The organism is Sorangium sp. So ce367 (assembly GCF_051520455.1).
In the GTDB taxonomy this organism is placed as follows: domain Bacteria; phylum Myxococcota_A; class Polyangia; order Polyangiales; family Polyangiaceae; genus Sorangium; species Sorangium cellulosum_B.
The window spans coordinates 11,252,397-11,268,671 of sequence record NZ_CP150334.1; the positions used below are offsets into that span (position 1 = coordinate 11,252,397).

General features: G+C 71.8%; 13 protein-coding genes. 8 read left to right on the top strand and 5 right to left on the bottom strand.

The genetic code is table 11. The annotated features are described in order from the left end of the window. Positions 1-82 precede the first annotated feature (82 nt). From WME97_RS42625 to WME97_RS42635, 3 genes are all read left to right on the top strand, one after another. A complete protein-coding gene (locus WME97_RS42625) occupies positions 83-1,390 on the top strand; it encodes a protein kinase domain-containing protein (RefSeq protein ID WP_437546489.1) in 1,308 nt (435 codons plus the stop codon). Positions 1,391-1,447: 57 nt separating this feature from the next. Beyond that, complete coding sequence (locus WME97_RS42630; RefSeq protein WP_437546491.1) at positions 1,448-1,978, top strand: thioredoxin; 531 nt, start codon at positions 1,448-1,450, stop codon at positions 1,976-1,978. 63 nt (positions 1,979-2,041) lie between these two features. Further along, entirely contained in the window at positions 2,042-2,674 is a 633-nt protein-coding gene (locus WME97_RS42635; protein WP_437546493.1) for an AMIN-like domain-containing (lipo)protein, read from the top strand. Between the two features lie 72 nt (positions 2,675-2,746). Here WME97_RS42635 and WME97_RS42640 read toward each other — a convergent pair whose 3' ends face one another. Continuing rightward, positions 2,747-3,970, bottom strand: coding sequence for a LysM peptidoglycan-binding domain-containing protein (locus WME97_RS42640; protein WP_437546494.1), 1,224 nt, complete (start codon positions 3,968-3,970; stop codon positions 2,747-2,749). Positions 3,971-4,184: 214 nt separating this feature from the next. On the opposite strand from WME97_RS42640, the gene recD2 reads away from it, so the two are divergent. Both recD2 and WME97_RS42650 read left to right on the top strand, forming a co-directional pair. Then, positions 4,185-6,608 carry an SF1B family DNA helicase RecD2 gene (gene recD2, locus WME97_RS42645; protein ID WP_437546496.1) on the top strand — a complete coding sequence of 808 codons (2,424 nt, stop codon included), beginning with the start codon at positions 4,185-4,187 and terminating at the stop codon, positions 6,606-6,608. 425 nt (positions 6,609-7,033) lie between these two features. After that, the gene (locus WME97_RS42650) at positions 7,034-8,170 is read left to right on the top strand and encodes a tetratricopeptide repeat protein (RefSeq protein WP_437546498.1); all 1,137 of its coding nucleotides are present in this window, start codon (positions 7,034-7,036) and stop codon (positions 8,168-8,170) included. A 73-nt stretch (positions 8,171-8,243) separates the two neighbouring features. Here WME97_RS42650 and WME97_RS42655 read toward each other — a convergent pair whose 3' ends face one another. From WME97_RS42655 to WME97_RS42670, 4 genes are all read right to left on the bottom strand, one after another. Then, entirely contained in the window at positions 8,244-9,086 is an 843-nt protein-coding gene (locus WME97_RS42655) for an HAD family hydrolase (protein WP_437546500.1), read from the bottom strand. 85 nt (positions 9,087-9,171) lie between these two features. Beyond that, positions 9,172-9,429 carry a 50S ribosomal protein L27 gene (gene rpmA / locus WME97_RS42660; RefSeq protein WP_272102141.1) on the bottom strand — a complete coding sequence of 86 codons (258 nt, stop codon included), beginning with the start codon at positions 9,427-9,429 and terminating at the stop codon, positions 9,172-9,174. 14 nt (positions 9,430-9,443) lie between these two features. Further along, the gene (gene rplU, locus WME97_RS42665; protein ID WP_437546502.1) at positions 9,444-9,752 is read right to left on the bottom strand and encodes a 50S ribosomal protein L21; all 309 of its coding nucleotides are present in this window, start codon (positions 9,750-9,752) and stop codon (positions 9,444-9,446) included. 288 nt (positions 9,753-10,040) lie between these two features. Next, positions 10,041-12,656, bottom strand: coding sequence for an ATP-dependent Clp protease ATP-binding subunit (locus WME97_RS42670; protein ID WP_437546504.1), 2,616 nt, complete (start codon positions 12,654-12,656; stop codon positions 10,041-10,043). An 80-nt stretch (positions 12,657-12,736) separates the two neighbouring features. Between WME97_RS42670 and grxC the strand changes: the two genes are divergently transcribed. From grxC to WME97_RS42685, 3 genes are all read left to right on the top strand, one after another. Next, entirely contained in the window at positions 12,737-13,030 is a 294-nt protein-coding gene (gene grxC, locus WME97_RS42675; protein WP_044966993.1) for a glutaredoxin 3, read from the top strand. 190 nt (positions 13,031-13,220) lie between these two features. Beyond that, positions 13,221-14,876: a serine/threonine-protein kinase gene (locus WME97_RS42680; RefSeq protein ID WP_437546506.1), complete on the top strand. Its 1,656-nt coding sequence runs from the start codon at positions 13,221-13,223 to the stop codon at positions 14,874-14,876. 7 nt (positions 14,877-14,883) lie between these two features. Further along, entirely contained in the window at positions 14,884-16,116 is a 1,233-nt protein-coding gene (locus WME97_RS42685) for a hypothetical protein (RefSeq protein WP_437546508.1), read from the top strand. The last annotated feature ends 159 nt before the right edge of the window (positions 16,117-16,275 follow it).

Genomic DNA, 16,275 nt, shown 5'->3' on the forward strand with positions numbered 1-16,275 from the left:
CGTTGATCCAGAGCCGCGCAGTCGGCCAGAACACACGAGTTGGGGTGGCGGCGCGCCCGTCATCGCGCATATAGTAAAAACCATGGGCGCGGCCAGGAGCAGCGGTCAAGACCCCCTCATCGGCGCGACGATCGCCGATCGATACCGGATCATCTCGCTCATCGCGCGCGGGGGGATGGGCAGGGTCTACAGGGCAGAGCAGTTCGCGCTGGGCCGAATCTGCGCCCTCAAGCTGCTCCTCCCCGATGAGCGCCTCGAGCAAGATCCGGAGTTCTTTCGACGCTTTTCGCGCGAGGCCGCGACCGCGGCGAGGCTCACCCACCCGAACTCCGTCACGGTCTTCGATTACGGCCGGGACGATCCGCGCGGGATCTACTTTATGGCCATGGAGTATATCGCCGGGCGCACGCTCCACCGCGTGCTCCACGACGAGGGCGCGCTCCCGGAGGCGCGCGCGGGCCGGATCGCGCGGCAGATCTGCCGCGCGCTCGCCGAGGCGCACGGCCTCGGCCTCGTGCACCGGGATCTCAAGCCGGGCAATGTGCTCCTCGTCGACCAGGAGGACGAGAAGGACTTCGTCAAGGTGCTCGACTTCGGCCTGGTCAAGGACGTCTCGGGGCGGCAGCTGGACGAGCTGACGCAGAGGGGCGTGTTCATCGGCTCTCCCAAGTACACCGCTCCGGAGCAGGCGATGGGCCACGAGCTCTCGCCGCGCGCGGACGTCTATGCGCTCGGCGTCCTGCTCTACGAGATGCTCTGCGGCAGGGCGCCGTTCGACAGGAAGGTGGCCTCGGCGACGCTCATGGCGCACGTCAGCGAGCCGCCGCCGCCGCTCGCCGATGGCGCTCAGGGCGCGCTCGTGTCGCCGGCGATGACGGCCATCGTGATGCGGTGTCTCGAGAAGAGCCCTGACAGGCGCTTCCAGTCGATGAGGGAGTGCCTCACCGCGCTGAAGAGCGCGGCGGGCGAGCCGTTCGACGTCTCGCACGTCTCGCACGCCTCGCGGGCCTCGGTCCCGGACCGCCTGTCCCTGGCGCAGCCCCGGGGCGCGCTGCCCTCCGCGTCGTCGATCTCGGAGCTCCGCATCTCGGCCTTCTCGCCCTCTCCCAGCGAGCAGCTCGTGTCGCTTCGCCCGACGCAGCTCGACTCGCTCTCTCCGCCGCAGGCCCCCGCGAGCTTCAGCGGCTTCGTCGCCCCGCCCCGTCACCCGACCGTGTCCCTCTACCTGGTCGCGCTCGTGGCGGCGCTCGTCGGCGGGGGCCTGGTGCTGGCGCTCGGCCGGCGCGGGCCGGACGCCACGAGCACCCCTGCCGCCGTCCAGGCCGCCCCCATGCCGGTCGAGGCGTCAACGTCGACTACGTGTTCTCGCTCAAGCTGGTGCTGCCCCTGATCGCTGGCAGCGCGGCCGGCCCTGAGCAAAGACCCTGGCCGAGAGGCAAACGACGACGTGAACGCTCATGGCAGGAAGGGGTCGGTTTGCGCTGGGCTGCTCCTCTGTCTCGCGGCGCTGCTCGGCTGCTCGCGGGAAGAGACCTCCCAGCCGGCCGCCGGGAGCGGGGCCACGCGGCCGGCGGCGCAGGGGGCCGAGCTCGAGCCGGCGCCGGAGGGCGGCGAGCTCGCCGCGCTGGTGCAGCAGGCGCGGGAGCGCGCGCGGCGGGAGGGCCGCGAGCTCGTCGTCTACGTGGGCGCGCCCTGGTGCGAGCCGTGCACGAGGTTTCACGACGCGGTGAAGGCCGGCCAGCTCGACGCGGTCCTGCCTGCGCTGCGCCTGCTGGAGTTCGACCTCGACCGCGATCGGGAGCGGCTCGCCGAGGCCGGCTACGCGTCGGAGATGATCCCGCTCTTCGTCGTGCCCGGCGAGGACGGCCGGGGAACGCCCCTCCGCGTCGAGGGCTCGGTGAAGGGCGAGCGCGCGGTGGACGAGATCGTGCCCCGGCTCTCGGCCATCCTGAGCCGAGCGCGGGCCTCGGCGCGGTGATCCTCGAGGCGCGCCGGCGTCTCGGTGGACGCGCGGAGGCCGCGGCACCATGGAAGGGACCTCATGAGGACCGCCGCCCTGCTGCTCGCAGCCGCCGTGTCGCTCGCCGCGGGCTGCCGCAACGGCGCCGGCAGCGAGCCTGCCCAGCCCATGCCGAACGTCACGCCGATCGACACGCGCGCCTCCGCCGAGCCGGCAGTGGACGACGTGCCGCCCACCCCGCGGCCACCGAAGGAGGCCGATCCCACGAGCACCGACGCGTTCGAGGGCACCGCGGGCGCCACCGACAAGCCGCGCGCCGGCGCGAAGGTCGCGGTCCTGCGCGACGTGCGAACGGCCCGGCACGAGCACTACGATCGCGTCGTGTTCGAGTTCGAGGGGGACGCGGTGCCGGGCTACCACATCGATTACATCGACAAGCCGGTGCGCCAGTGCGGCTCGGGCGAGGCGACGGAGATCGCGGGCGACGGATGGCTCGCGGTGCGGATGACCCCCGCGGCGGCGCACAACGACGCGGGGAACGCCACGGTCCCGTTCCGCGAGCGGAAGCTCGCGCTCGGCGTGGCGCGCGAGATCGAGCGGACGTGCGACTTCGAGGCCGAGGTGACCTGGGTGCTCGGGGTCTCGTCGCCGAACCGGTACCGCGTCCTCGAGCTGACCAAGCCGGCGCGGCTCGTCGTCGACGTGAAGCACTGAGGCCGCGTCCACGGCACCCTGCGGCTCCCCGCGCCGCGGGCGGGCCGCAGGGCGCGGCGCGCCTCCCGCCGCTCAGCCGTCCAGCGCGGGCCCGGGCTCGCCGTGGCGCGCCGGCGGCGGAGGCGCGTCCGCCGCCTTCGGCGGGGGCAGCCGCCGCGGCGGCACGACGACCTGCTTCGGCGGCGCGGCGGGGCCGCTGGACGGCCGCGGGATGTTGTAGACGCGCTTCGCCTGGATCGCCGTGGATCGAAGGCCGTTGGCCCGCTTGATCGCCTCCACGGTGGTGCCGTACTGCCGGGCCAGCGAGCCCAGGGTCTGCCCCTTCTTCGCGGTGTGGCGCACGTACTGCGACGTGGGCTTGATCGCCCCGCGCTTCACGAGCAGCGGATACGCGCGCGCGGCCGACTCCTGCGCGATCGGGCTGTAGAATCGGACGTGGATGTGGTTCGCGTGCCCCCGGGCGTGGCGGACGAGCGGGCGCAGCTTCCTCGACCCGAGCTGGAAGACCTCGTCGAGCCAGTCCTTGTCCTCCCCGATCTTCAGCGCGTGCTCCTTGAGCAGCCGCTGCACGCTGCTGTCGATGAGGATGAGCTCCACGTCGGTCTCGGTGACGAGCGCCCGGACGAAGGCCCAGGTGCGCTCCCGATCGAGGTTCGCCGCCGTGGCCCGCTGGTACCAGCGGTGCCGGGCGTCGAGGAAATAGCTGATGTCGACGTCGCGCCCGGCCTGGTGGCTCTTGTGCGGCGAGAGGCGGCCGCCCTCCCGGGCGCTGATGTGCCCGATGTAGAGCTTCGGGCTCCCCGGGAACTGCCGGTGCACCTCGGCGATCGCCCGGTCGAGCGCGTCGATCGTCTCGCGCGTCCCCCAGGCGTGGGCCGGATCGACGAGCTCCCACCGATCGCCCTCGGGCATCCGGACGCCGTTGAACAGCGCGCCCGCGTTGGTCGCGCCCAGCGACATCGGCCCGAGCGCCGCCGGGTCCTTCGAGAAAAGCTCCTCGATCTGGGCCTCGGTCATCGCCGAGAGCGGCGAGTGCGCCCGCGCCCCGGTCCCCGGATCCGCCGGCAGCTCCAGGCCGTCGTCGACCTCACCGTCGTCGTCGTCGACCTCGGCATCGTGCGCGTCCGCGAGCGCGGCCTCCTCCTCCGCCGTCCCGGGCGCGGGCGAAGGCGAGGCGCCGCGCTGCTCCGGGGACACCCCGGAGGCCGCGCGCAGCAGGCTGTCCTTGGACCGCGCCGCCTCCGGCGCCCTCCCGGCGCAGCCCGCGAGGAGGAGGGCGCAGAGGACGGAAACCAAGCTGCGGCGCCCCATCGCGGGCCACTATACTGACACGAGGGAGCGACGCCAACCGCGGCCCCGCGCTCACGTGCGGCGCGCTCCACGCGACGCGCGTTCAGCGTGAGCCCAGGTTACGGGGCGCTATGCGGCGTTGCGCGATGTTCTGCAGCGGCGCTCGCGTCCGCGCACGAGGACGTTGCCGCCGCCGCGCCGGCGGCTACATGCTGCCCTCGTGCAACCGTCCCAGCGGAGCGGCCGCCCCGATCGGGCGGCCCGGGGGGCAGCCGCGCCGGCGCCGACGCCGGACAACGCGCCGCGCCACGACGACCGCGGCGAGCGCACGGGCGGGACCGGCGAGCGGCAGCCGGGCGGCGGGAGCCAGCAGAAGCTCTTCTCGGCCCGGGAGGCGGCGGGCAACGGGCCGGCGACGGTCGAGGGCGAGGTCGTCCGCGTCACGTACGAGAGCGAGTCGAGCGGCTTCCGGGTGCTGCGGGTGGAGGTCACCCCCGGCGCCCCGCCGGAGGTCTGGGTAGGCGTGCTCCCGCCGGTCGGGCCGGGCACGCGCGTGCGCGCGACGGGGCGCTACGAGCGCGATCCGAAGCACGGCGAGCAGCTCAAGGTCGAGACCCTGCTGCCGATCGCCCCCGCCACGCTCGATGGGCTCGAGCGCTACCTCGGGTCCGGCATGGTGCAGGGCATCGGCCCGGCGTACGCGAAGCGGATCGTGGAGGCGTTCGGCACGGATACGCTGGAGATCCTCGACCGATCGCCCGAGCGGCTCGCCGAGGTCCCCGGGCTCGGCCAGCGGCGGGCGCAGGCCGTCGCGAAGGCGTGGGCGGCGCAGCGGGCGATCGGGGCCATCATGATCTTCCTCCAGGCGCACGGCGCCTCCCCGGCGCTGGCGAGCCGCATCTACAAGCGCTTCGGCCCCCATGCGATCGACATCGTCTCCCGCTCCCCGTACCGGCTCGCGCTCGACGTGTGGGGCATCGGCTTCAAGACCGCCGACCGGATCGCGCGCTCGATCGGCGTCCGGGCCGACTCGCCGGAGCGGGCGCAGGCGGGCGTGCTGCAGACGCTGGTCGATCTGTCGACGCGCGGCCACACGCTGGCGGCGCGGCCGGAGCTCGCGGAGCTCGCCGCGGCGATGCTCGAGCGCGACGCCGCCGAGGTCGACAGCGCGATCGACGCGCTCGTGGCGAGCGGCCATGTGCGGGTCGAGACGCTCGAGACCGGGGAGGTCGCCGTCTACCCGAAGGACCTCCACGAGGCCGAGGTGCGGCTCGCCCGCCGGATGCGCTCCTTGCTGGGCGACGGCGAGCACGACGCGGCGCCCGAGGCGCGCCTCGTGGAGGGGGTCGACGCGGCGGTCGCCGCGTTCGAGGCGAAGACGCAGGTCTCGCTGGCGCCTGCCCAGCGGGACGCCGTGGCGCAGGCGGCGCGGAACAAGGTGCTGGTCATCACGGGCGGCCCGGGCGTGGGCAAGACGACCATCGTCCGGGCCATCCTGGCGCTCTTCGACCGCGCTCGGCTCCCGGTGCGGCTCGCCGCGCCCACGGGCCGCGCCGCGAAGCGGATGAGCGAGGCGACCGGGCGCGAGGCCGTCACGCTCCACCGCCTGCTGGAGTTCGATCCCAAGCAGCGCAAGTTCGGCCGCCAGCGGGGCCGGCCGATCGAGGCGGGGGCCATCGTGGTCGACGAGGCGTCGATGCTCGACCTGGCGCTCGCCGACGCGCTCCTGCAGGCGACGTCCGACGGCGCGCGCCTCGTGCTGGTGGGCGACGTCGATCAGCTCCCGTCGGTAGGGCCGGGCGCGGTGCTGCGGGACGTGATCGCCTCCGGCGAGGTGCCCACGGTGCGGCTCACGCAGATCTTCCGCCAGGCCGAGGGCAGCCTCATCGTCCGGAACGCGCACCGGATCCACGACGGCGAGCCGCCGGAGGGCGCGCGCGGTCCCGGCGGCGAGTTCTACGTGATCGAGCGCATCGAGGCCGAGGCGGCGGCGGATCTGATCCTCCACCTCGTGACGGAGCGCATCGGCAAGGGGTTCGGGCTGGATCCACGGCGCGACGTCCAGGTCCTGACGCCGATGCACAAGGGCGAGGCGGGGGCGATCACGCTGAACGCGCGGCTGCAGGCGGCGCTGAACCCCGAGGGCCCGAGCGTCACGCGCGGCGCGAGGACGTTGCGGCTCGGCGACAAGGTGATGCAGCTCCGCAACGACTACGACCGTGAGGTGTACAACGGCGACGTCGGCTTCATCACCGACGTCAACACCGAGGAGCGGAAGCTCCAGGTGCGCTTCGACGATCGCGAGGTCAGCTACGAGGAAGCGGAGATCGACGAGCTGACGCTCGCTTACGCGACGAGCATCCACAAGAGCCAGGGGAGCGAGTATCCGGCGGTGATCGTGCCGATCCTCACCCAGCATTTCGTGATGCTGTCGCGCAACCTCATCTACACGGCGGTGACGCGCGGCAAGCGGCTCGTGGTGCTCGTGGCGGATCCGCGGGCCGTGTCGCTGGCGCTGGCGGAGACCCGCCGCGAGGAGCGCCGCACGCACCTCGCGGAGCGGCTGCGCGGCGGCGCGCCGGCGCGCCCCGGATCGGCGCGCACGCTCGAGGCACCCCTCGCCGCCGGCCCACGACTCGACTAGGACGGCGCGCGGCGAGGGAGAGGGCGAGCGAGATGGGCGTCCGAGACGGCGATAGCGACAGCGAGCACGACAGGGATCACACGAGCGACCGCGAGGCGGCGACGGCGACGCGAACCGCAGCGGCGCAGCCGGCTTCGAGCACCGGGACCGCGGCGAGGTTCACGGTCGCGACGCGCGGATTCACGGGCGGAAGCGGTGGAAGCGGCGGAAGCGGCGGAAGCGCGTCTGGCCCGAACGCGACGGCCGCGATGAGGCCGCGCGCGCTCCGAGCTCCCCCGTTGCCCGGCTGGGCCCTCCCTGCTAGCGTTCGCGCCCCTTCTACACGAACTACGGCCCCCATCATGACGGCGCGCAGGGTACCGGGGCGAGGCTGGGCGATGCCTGCGCCTCGGCGCGCGTGGGGGAGAGATCTCGGAGCATCGACGATGACGACCAACGGACAGCAGCAGGCGGGTGGGCTCAACATCACCGGAGGGGCGGCGATCGTCGCGCCCGTGAGCGCGTTTCCGAACGGCGTGCCGGGGAACGCGCTCATCGTCATCCCGATGAACAAGCCGACCGACGAGCTGAAGGGCCTGCTCGAGCAGGGTCCCGCGGCGGTGACCCTCGAGCAGATGTGGCAGCTCCTCGGCTTCAACGGGCCGGCGGTGCAGGTGCAGGACGATCAGGGGCGCCCGATCGCGATCGGCCTGGAGGACCTGCTCGCGGGGCTCGAGAAGCACTGGACCGAGCAGCCTGACGACCTGAACCGCGGGCGCATCTACGCGCAGGAGCTGCTCAAGCACAACCGGCTGGCGCGCGCCGAGCAGGTGCTCTCGAAGGTGGTCGCGAAGGGCGGCACGGGCGACGACTGGCTCGCGCTCGGCATCGCGCAGCTCTCGCAGGACAAGCACGACAAGGCCGAGGGGACGCTGAAGGGCGCGCAGAACCTGCTCAAGGACAACCCCTACCCCTCGCTGCACCTCGCGAAGCTCTACCAGGCGAAGAAGGACGACGCGAAGGAGCGCGAGTTCATCGAGAAGGCGCTCTCGATCGACGTCGACTGCATCGACGCGTGGGCCTACCTCTTCCAGTACGAGAAGCAGCGCGGCGACGAGGCGAGCGCGGTCGCCGCGATCGAGAAGTTCTCGGCCGACAAGAAGACGGCCGCGCCGTACATCGCGATCCAGGGCTTCTACGCGGCCAACGAGGAGACGCGGGACAAGGCGGTCGAGTACGCCAAGAAGGCGGTCGCGCAGAACCCGGACAACCCGCTGGCGCTGCTCTGCCTGTCGGCGCTCTACGGGCAGAAGAACGACCTCGAGGCGGTGGTCCGCCTGCTCCAGCCGCACGAGGCGAAGATGAGCCGCGACGTGCGCCTGGCGAACAACTACTTCGAGGCGCTGTTCCAGTCGCGCCAGCTCGAGAAGGTGACCAAGCTGCTGAACGCCCTCGCGGGCTCTCCGAACAAGGAGGTCAAGCAGTTCGCCATCGAGCGGTCGCGCGCCGTCGCTCAGTACCTGCAGCAGCAGCAGCAGCAGCTCGCCGCGGCGGCCCAGCCGGCGCAGCAGCGCAAGGCCTGACGGGCACGAAGGCGGTGGGGGAGCGCTGAGCGGCGCTCCTCCGTTGCCCTCGGCGCTCCCCGTCTGCCGGCGCTCAGTGACCGAAGGCGCGGCGGATGGCTTCGGCGATGCCGCCGCCCACCAGGCCGTCGGCCTTCAGGCGGTCCGTCGCTGCCTGCTTCACCTGCTCGGGCGCCTGCGCCATGGCGAACGATCGGCCCGCCACCTCGAACATCGGTACGTCGTTGAGCCAGTCGCCGACGACGACCACGTCCGACAGCTCGCAGCCGTGGTGCTCCGCGAGCCACGCGATCGCCGTGCCCTTCGTCGGCCCAGCGGCCCGGACCATCATCGCGAAGAGGCTCGTCTGGTCGTCCCTCATGAGGGGGAACGAGACGACGAAGGCCGCTTCACCGAGCCCGGACCGGACCTCCTCGACGGCCGCCGCGACCTGGAGCTCGGTCCCGAGCGCGACCAGCGCGAGCAGGCCGTGGTCGTGCTCCCAGTACGGGTGCGACGAGACGCGCTCGACCTCGGCGATGGCGTGCGACCAGCCCCGGACATAGTGGACGTGCGGCGCGCCGGTCGCGTCGTGCACGATGCTGTCCTGCGCGAAGAGGAACGACGCCGTCGCATGCCGCTCGGTGATCGAGCGCAGCAGGGACGCCTCGGCGCCGGAGATCGTGCGCGAGTACAGGTGCGCGTCGCCCTCGGTGTGCACGATGTGGCTGCCGTCGACGCACGCGATGGGGCCGAGCACGCCGATCCGCCGCGCGACCTCGCGCGTCCCCGAGTACAGACGCCCGGTCGCGATCGAGACCGGGACACCGGCATCCTGGAGCCGCTGGATGGCGCGGAGGTCCTCGTCGTGGATGGACCCATCACGACGGACGAGGGTCCCGTCGACGTCGAGGGCGAGGAGTTTGTAGGTCGTCACCGCGCTTGAGTAGCTCGGAAGCGCGTGGAGCGCAGCAGGCGGGACGGGATGGAACGGATCAGGACGCCCTCCCGGTGAGGGAGGCTCAGGAAGCCGGGTAGACCGACACCTGCTTCTTGGTGTTGGACTTCCACTCGTACGTGACGACGCCGTCGACGAGGGCGAAGAGCGTGAAGTCGCGGCCGGTGCCGACGTTGTGGCCGGCGTGGATCGAGGAGCCGACCTGCCGGACCAGGATGTTGCCAGCGCGCACGGGCGCCCCGGCGTACACCTTGACCCCACGGCGCTGTGCGCTTGAGTCGCGGCCGTTCCTGGAGGAGCCGCCGCCTTTTTTGTGAGCCATCTCTACTTCTCCTGCTAGGCGGTGATGCCGGTGATCTTGAGCTCGGTGTACGGCTGGCGATGGCCGTTCTTGCGGCGGTAGTTCTTCCGCCGCCTGAACTTGAAGACCACGATCTTCTTGCCGCGGTCCTGCCCGGTGATCTCGGCAGCGACGGAGGCGCCGCTCACGAGGGGCTTGCCAATCTTGGGCGAGTCACCGGCGACGAGGAGCACCTCGCTGAAGGTGACCTTGTCACCGGCATTGCCGACAAGCTTCTCAACCCGGAGCTTCTGACCTTCGGCGACTCGATACTGCTTGCCGCCCGTCTTGATGACCGCGTACATGGTGCGTCTTCCTCAACCTGGGGACCGCGATCCCTCGCCATACGTCACGCAAATGGCCCTCGATCGGAGGGCCCGGTGAGCGCGGGAGCGGCAGTATACGGACCTTCTCCGGCTTGGCAAGTGGTTCGCAGCGGCGTCGCCCAGGTTCTTCGCAGGAGCGACGCCCGCGGCCTCCGGGCGTGGGCAAGGCCCTGGAAAGCCCCTGGCAAAGCGCAGCCGGGACCGCGCGCCCGGTCGCGGCGCGGGTCGCGCTCGCCGCTCGTCGCGTGCCGCGCGCCTGTTTCGCCCTCACGCCTTGGTGAAGACGAACTTCTCGTCGACCACGTCGACCTGCATCGTCTGGCCGGGCTGGTACCCGCCGGCGAGGATGGTCTCGGCGAGCGGGTTCTGGAGCTCGCGCAGGATCGCCCGCTTCAGCGGGCGAGCGCCGAGGCTCGGCTCGTAACCGAGCTCGACGAGCCGGGCCTTCGCGGCGTCCGTGAGGGCGAGGCGGATGTCCTTGTCCGTGAGCAGCTGCTCCAGCCGACGGAGCTGGATGTCGACGATGCCCCGGAGGTCCTCCTTGCTGAGCGCCTTGAAGACGACGATGTCGTCGACCCGGTTCAGGAACTCGGGGCGGAAGAACCCGCGCAGCTCCTCGAGCAGGACATCGCGGATCGCCTCGCGCCCGTCCTCCGTGGTCCAGAGCTTGGCGTCGGTCTCGAGCACGCGCTTCGACCCGATGTTCGAGGTCATGATGACGACCGTGTTCGAGAAGTCGGCGAGCCGCCCGCGGCCGTCGGTGAGCCGGCCGTCGTCGAGGATCTGGAGCAGCAGGTTGAACACGTCCGCGTGGGCCTTCTCGACCTCGTCGAACAGGAGCACGCTGTACGGCCGGCGCCGGGCGGCCTCGGTGAGGAAGCCGCCCTGCTCGCTGTCCGCGTAGCCTGGGGGCGCGCCGATCAGGCGCTGGGCCATGTGGCGCTCCATGAACTCGCTCATGTCCATGCGCGTCAGCGCCTGCTCGTCGTCGAAAAGGAACTCGGCGAGCGCCTTCGCGAGCTCCGTCTTGCCGACGCCGCTCGGGCCGAGGAACAGGAACGAGCCGATCGGCTTGCCCGGATCGCGCAGGCCGACGCGCCCGCGGCGCACCGCCTTCGCGATCGCGCGCACCGCCTCGTCCTGACCCACCACCCGCTGCGCGAGCCGCGCCTCCATCTTGAGGAGCTTCTCGGCCTCGCCCTCGAGCATCTTGGCCACCGGGATCCCGGTCCAGTCGTTGAGCGTCGCCGCCACGTCCGACTCGCCGACGACGTTCGAGGTCGGCGCGACCCCCTCCCGCTGCGCGGCCTCCTCCGCGGCCTGGAGCCGCCGCCTGATCTCCGGGAGCGTGACGTGCTCTAGCTCGCCGATCTTGGCGAACGCCTTGTCGCGCTGGGCAGCCTTCAAGGCCTCCGTCGCGGCGACGAGCTCCCGGCGGATGGCCTGGCACGCCGCGATGACGCCGCGGCGCGACGCGTTGCGGCTGCGCATCGACGACGCCTTCGGCTCGATCTCCGCGAGCTCCGCCTCCAGGCGCGTGCGGGTCTGGACGCTGAGCTTGTCCTCGTCGTCCGCGAGCGCGGCGATCTGGGCGCGGAGCGCGTCGACACGCCGGGTCAGCGTGTCGAGCTCGGCCGGCACGCCGTCGACCTCCACCCGCTTGCGGGCGGACGTCTCGTCGAGCAGGTCCACCGCCGTGTCGGGGAGCGCGCGATCCGAGATGTACCGCTTGGCCAGCGCGACCGCCGAGGTGATGGCGCTCTCCCCCACCCGGACGCGGTGGTGGGCCTCGTACTTCGTGGCGATCCCGCGCAGGATCTCCGTCGCCTGATCGATGCTCGGCGCCTCCAGCGTGATCGTCGAGAACCGCCGGATGATCCCGGGATCGCGCTCGTTGATCTTGCGCACCCCCTCGGGCGTCGTCGTGGCGATGATCCGGATCTCCCCGCGCGACAGGAGCGGCTTCAGGAGCTCGCCCACGCCGGCGCCCTGCACCCCCTGGCCGAAGAGCGCGTCGAGATCCTCGACGACGAGGATGCTCTCCGCGTCCTGCTCGCCGCGCAGCCGATCGACCAGGACCTTGAGGCGCTGCTCGATCTCCCCGCGGAGCTTCGCGCCGGCCACGAGCGCGCCGGTGTCGAGCTCGTAGAGGTGGGCGCCCGCGAGGTTCGTGGGCACGTCGCCGTGCGCGATCCGGTCGGCCAGGCCCCGGATGAGCGCGGTCTTGCCCACGCCGGGCTCACCGACGATGAGGGGGTGGTTCTTGAACCGCCGCTCGAGGATCTGCAGCAAGCGGCGCGCCTCGACGTCACGGCCGATGACCGGGTCGAACCGCCCTTCGCGCGCGTCGGCGACGAGGTCCCGCGTGTAGGGCGCGGGTTGACCCGGCTCGGCCGCGTTGGCCGGCGCGGGCGAGGGCTCCCGCGAGGCCGCCTCCAGCGCCCCGAGGTGCTGCCGGAACGCGCCCGGACCGATGCCGAACGAAGAGAGGATCTCCCCGGCAGGCCCGCGGATCTCCTGGGCGAGCGCGTGCAACAGGTGCTCGATGCCCACGTTCTGCGACTTGTCCCGGGTCGCCTCCCGCTCGGCGCGCCCGAGCAGATCGAGCAGGCGAGGGCTCACGTAGGCAACACCGCTGCTGCCCGCCCTGGACAGCTTCTTCAGGGCGTTCTCGGCGAGCTGGAGCACCTCGTTCGGGTCGGCGCCCGCCCGCCGAAAGACCTCGGACACGCCCCGGTCGCGCTCCAGCAACCTCATGAGCAGGTGCAGCGGCGTGACCTCTGCGTGCTGGCGCTCGTCCGCGATCTGCTGTGCGCCGGCGACGACCTGCTTCGCGTCGCCGGTATAGCGATCGAGGTGAATCGTGCCCTCTTTCTCGGCCATGCGCGCAGCCTACCGCAAGGTGGAGCCCTGTGCGCTTGCATCTTTGGCCTGCCCGGGAAAGGAAAGAGGACGAGATGCCCATGCAAGCAGCCGAAGTCACCATCTACGTCACCGACTACTGCCCATACTGCGCCATGGCGAAGCGCCTGCTGACGCAGAAGCAGGCGCGCTTCACGGAGATCAACGTGGAGAACCGCGATGACCTCCGCGCCTGGCTGGTCAAGGCCTCCGGGCAGCGGACGGTTCCTCAGATCTTCATCAATGGAGCCAGCATCGGCGGATTCAGCGACCTCTCGGCCCTGGACAAGGAGGGGGGGCTCGATCCGCGCCTCGGCGAGGCGCCGAGCGCGGACGCACCTCCCATGCCGCGCTGAGGCGGATGAGGGTGGCTGAGGTACGACGGAGAATCCTCGTCGGACGCACCCCTCGGGCCCCGCCGGCGAAGGTGCACCCCGGCGTGGGGAGGTGATAAGCTGCGGCGCGGGGACGGGGCGCAGCTTTCTTTGATGCGGTTCGTCCAAAGGGCTTCACGGGCTTCGTCCGCTTCCCCCACGTCGAACCGCCATGCCTAGCAGCACCGACACCACCGCCGCAGCGACCCAGCTGGTCGAGGGGGCGTACGTCGGAAAGCGGGTTCAGAAGTACGAAATCGTACGGACGATCGGGCGTGGCGGGATGGGCACGGTCTACGAGGCGGTGAATACCGCCATCGGCAAGCGCGTCGCGATGAAGTTCGTCGACGCCGATCTCGCGCAGAACAAGGACGCGGTGGCGCGGTTCCACCGCGAGGCGCAGGCGGCGAGCGCCGTCGAGAGCGCGCACATCGTCGAGATCTTCGACGCCGGCTTCGCCGACGACATCCCCTTCCTCGTCATGGAGCTGCTCCGCGGCGAGGATCTGGGCCACCGCATCCGGCGCTGCGGCAGGCTCGATCTCGGCGAGGCGCTCCACGTGACCGCGCAGCTGCTCCGCGGCCTCCACCGCGCCCACGAGGCGGGCATCGTCCACCGCGACCTCAAGCCGGACAACGTCTTCCTGGTCGACCGCGACGACGACCCGAACTTCGCCAAGATCCTGGACTTCGGCATCTCGAAGGTGCGCCGCGCCGACGGCGCTCCGGCCCACACGTTGACCCGGCAGGGCACGGTGCTCGGAACGCCGTTCTACATGTCGCCGGAGCAGGCGCAGGCGATGCCCGACGTGGACGGCAGGACGGATCTCTGGGCCGTCGGCGCGATCCTCTACGAGTGCCTCACGGGACACCCGCCGCACAGCGGCGGCTCGTACGAGCAGGTGATCGTCAACATCTGCATGAAGGACGCCCTCGACGTGCGGATGAGCAACCCGGCCGTCCCCGAGCCGATCGCGCGCGTGATCGCGAAGGCGCTCACGAGGGACAGGGACGCGAGGTTCTCCTCCGCGCGAGATTTCCTGGACGCCCTGGTCGCCGGCGCCGGCGGGCTCCTCGCGTCACGGCGCAGCTCGAGCGACGAGCTCGGAGCGCACACGACGAGCGCTCCTGGCGCCCTCGGGCAGACGCCGGCCAAGCAGACACCGGGTGATCCGAGCATCGGGCTGGATCCGACGCTCGAGGTGCACGGGAGCGGCTCGAAGGTGGGCTGGTCGAGCAGCGGGCAGACGGGAGCGCGCGGCCCGCGGCGGCTCGCGTTCGCCGCGGTGGCGCTTGTCGCGCTGGTCGGCGGGCTCGCCGGCGCGGTCCTTCACGCGCGCCGCTCGTCGGAGGCGGGCACGGTGGCCACCGCGCCTGCGCTGACCACCCAGGTCTCCGTCGAGCTCCGGACGAACGCCGAAGGCGCCCTCTTCACCGTCGACGGCGCGGCGCTGGCCGACCGCACGCTGCGCGGCCGCACGGGCGAGACGAAGCGTGTGCGGATCGAGGCCTCCGGCTACACGCCCGTGGACAAGGAGGTGACGCTCCAGGACGGCAACTCCCCGATCGACGTCCTGCTCCACCCGCTGCCGGCGGCCGTGACACCGGCGCCGCCTCCGGCCGAGGCCACGACCGCGGCGCCCGTCGCGCTCGCTCCGGCGCCCAAGGCCGAGCCCGGCCCGAAGAAGGCGACGGCGCTCCCCTTCGCGGCCCGCCCCAGGGGCGCTGGCGCCGGGGCGAAGGCCGCCGGTCCGGCGCAGGCCGCCCCGGCGGTCGCGACGCAGAAGCCGGCGGGGGTCGCGGCTGGTTTGCAGCTCAAGGTCGACTGAGGCGGGATTGGGCAGATCACACGGACGACTCACGCTGGCGCTCTGCGCGGCGACGCTCGGCCTGACCATGCAGCTCTCGCCGGCGCTCGCGCAGGTCGAGCCGTACCGGCAGCACATGGAGAACGGCATCAAGCTGTTCCAGGACAGGAACTACCGGGCCGCGGTCGTCGAGTTCGAGGCGGCCTACAAGGAGAAGCCGAAGGCCAGCCCGCTGTTCAACATCGCGCTCGCCGAGAAGGCCCTCTTCAACTACCCGAGGGCCATCGCGGCGCTCGAGCGCGCGCTCGCGCAGCACCGCGACACGATGGATGAGGGCGACGAGAAGACGGCGCGCGGCGCCATCGAGGAGATGCGCGCGCTCCTCGCCCATCTCACGATCGAGCTCAGCCCACAGACCGCCACGCTGATCATCGACGGCGAGGAACAGCCCCCCTCGTCCTCGGGGACGCGGGTCGTGGAGCTCGGGCCGGGGGTGCACCGCATCGGCGCGCGCGCCGAGGGGCACGCGAGCGCCGACGAGAGCGTCACCGTCGTGAGCGGCGAGCGCGACAAGAAGGTGAAGCTCGCGCTGGTCCCGGACAGAGCCCCCGCGACCCCGGCGGCGCAGCCGTTCACGCCGCCCCTGCCCCCTCCGCCGAAGCCGGTGCCCCTCTCGCTCCCGCCGCAGGGCTACTACGTGATCGGCGCCGCGTCGTTGCTCTGGCCGCTCGGCCACCCGCGAGCCTTCCCGGCGCCGGAGGCGAACAGCGGCGGGGCTGGCTCGATCCGGGTGGGATACCGCGTGAACACCCCCGCGGCGTTCGACGTGATGCTCCAGTACGCGAACATCGCGACCGGCTCGGACGACCCCGCTTACCCGAACGCCAGTTACACGCTCGGCTCGACGCGCCTCGGGCTGAACGTCCGCCTGATGACCCCTGGGCAGACCTGGCGGTTCGTGGGCTCGATCGGGGGCGGTCTCACCTACGATTCCGTGAAGTTCGACAGCATCAAGACGCAGGACGGAGACATCTGCAATGGCCTGTGCCAGAAGGCCGCAGGGGTGAACGCGTTCGTGTTCTCCGAGGTGGGCGTCGAGCTGGACCTCGGGGGCGTGCTCCTCGGGTTCTCGCTCGACAGCTATTTCCAGTCGTCGCGCGGCATCAGCTACAAGAACAGAGATCAGGACGACGTCACGCTCTACTCGGCCGTGCTGCTGCAGCTGGGAGGCAGCTTGCACGCCGGCTATGCGTTCTGGTGATCGGCCTCTGCCGATCCCGGCCGCTCGTTCCATCCTTGTTCTGCCGCTTGACGGATGTATCCTCGCACGCCCTCGCGGTGAGCCGTAGAGGGTTCGCCGCGCTCTCCAGCGGGGAGCATGGGCTGGGGATCGGCTGCTGCCGTCCTCTTCAATCGTGTC

What these genes read in the sequence shown, in the direction of transcription:
- WME97_RS42625 (WP_437546489.1), top strand. Translation starts at nt 83, where the DNA reads ATGGGCGCGGCCAGGAGCAGCGGTCAAGACCCCCTCATCGGCGCGACG.
- WME97_RS42635 (WP_437546493.1), top strand. Translation starts at nt 2,042, where the DNA reads ATGAGGACCGCCGCCCTGCTGCTCGCAGCCGCCGTGTCGCTCGCCGCG.
- WME97_RS42650 (WP_437546498.1), top strand. Translation starts at nt 7,034, where the DNA reads ATGACGACCAACGGACAGCAGCAGGCGGGTGGGCTCAACATCACCGGA.
- rpmA (WP_272102141.1), bottom strand. Translation starts at nt 9,429, where the DNA reads ATGGCTCACAAAAAAGGCGGCGGCTCCTCCAGGAACGGCCGCGACTCA.
- rplU (WP_437546502.1), bottom strand. Translation starts at nt 9,752, where the DNA reads ATGTACGCGGTCATCAAGACGGGCGGCAAGCAGTATCGAGTCGCCGAA.
- WME97_RS42670 (WP_437546504.1), bottom strand. Translation starts at nt 12,656, where the DNA reads ATGGCCGAGAAAGAGGGCACGATTCACCTCGATCGCTATACCGGCGAC.
- grxC (WP_044966993.1), top strand. Translation starts at nt 12,737, where the DNA reads ATGCAAGCAGCCGAAGTCACCATCTACGTCACCGACTACTGCCCATAC.
- WME97_RS42680 (WP_437546506.1), top strand. Translation starts at nt 13,221, where the DNA reads ATGCCTAGCAGCACCGACACCACCGCCGCAGCGACCCAGCTGGTCGAG.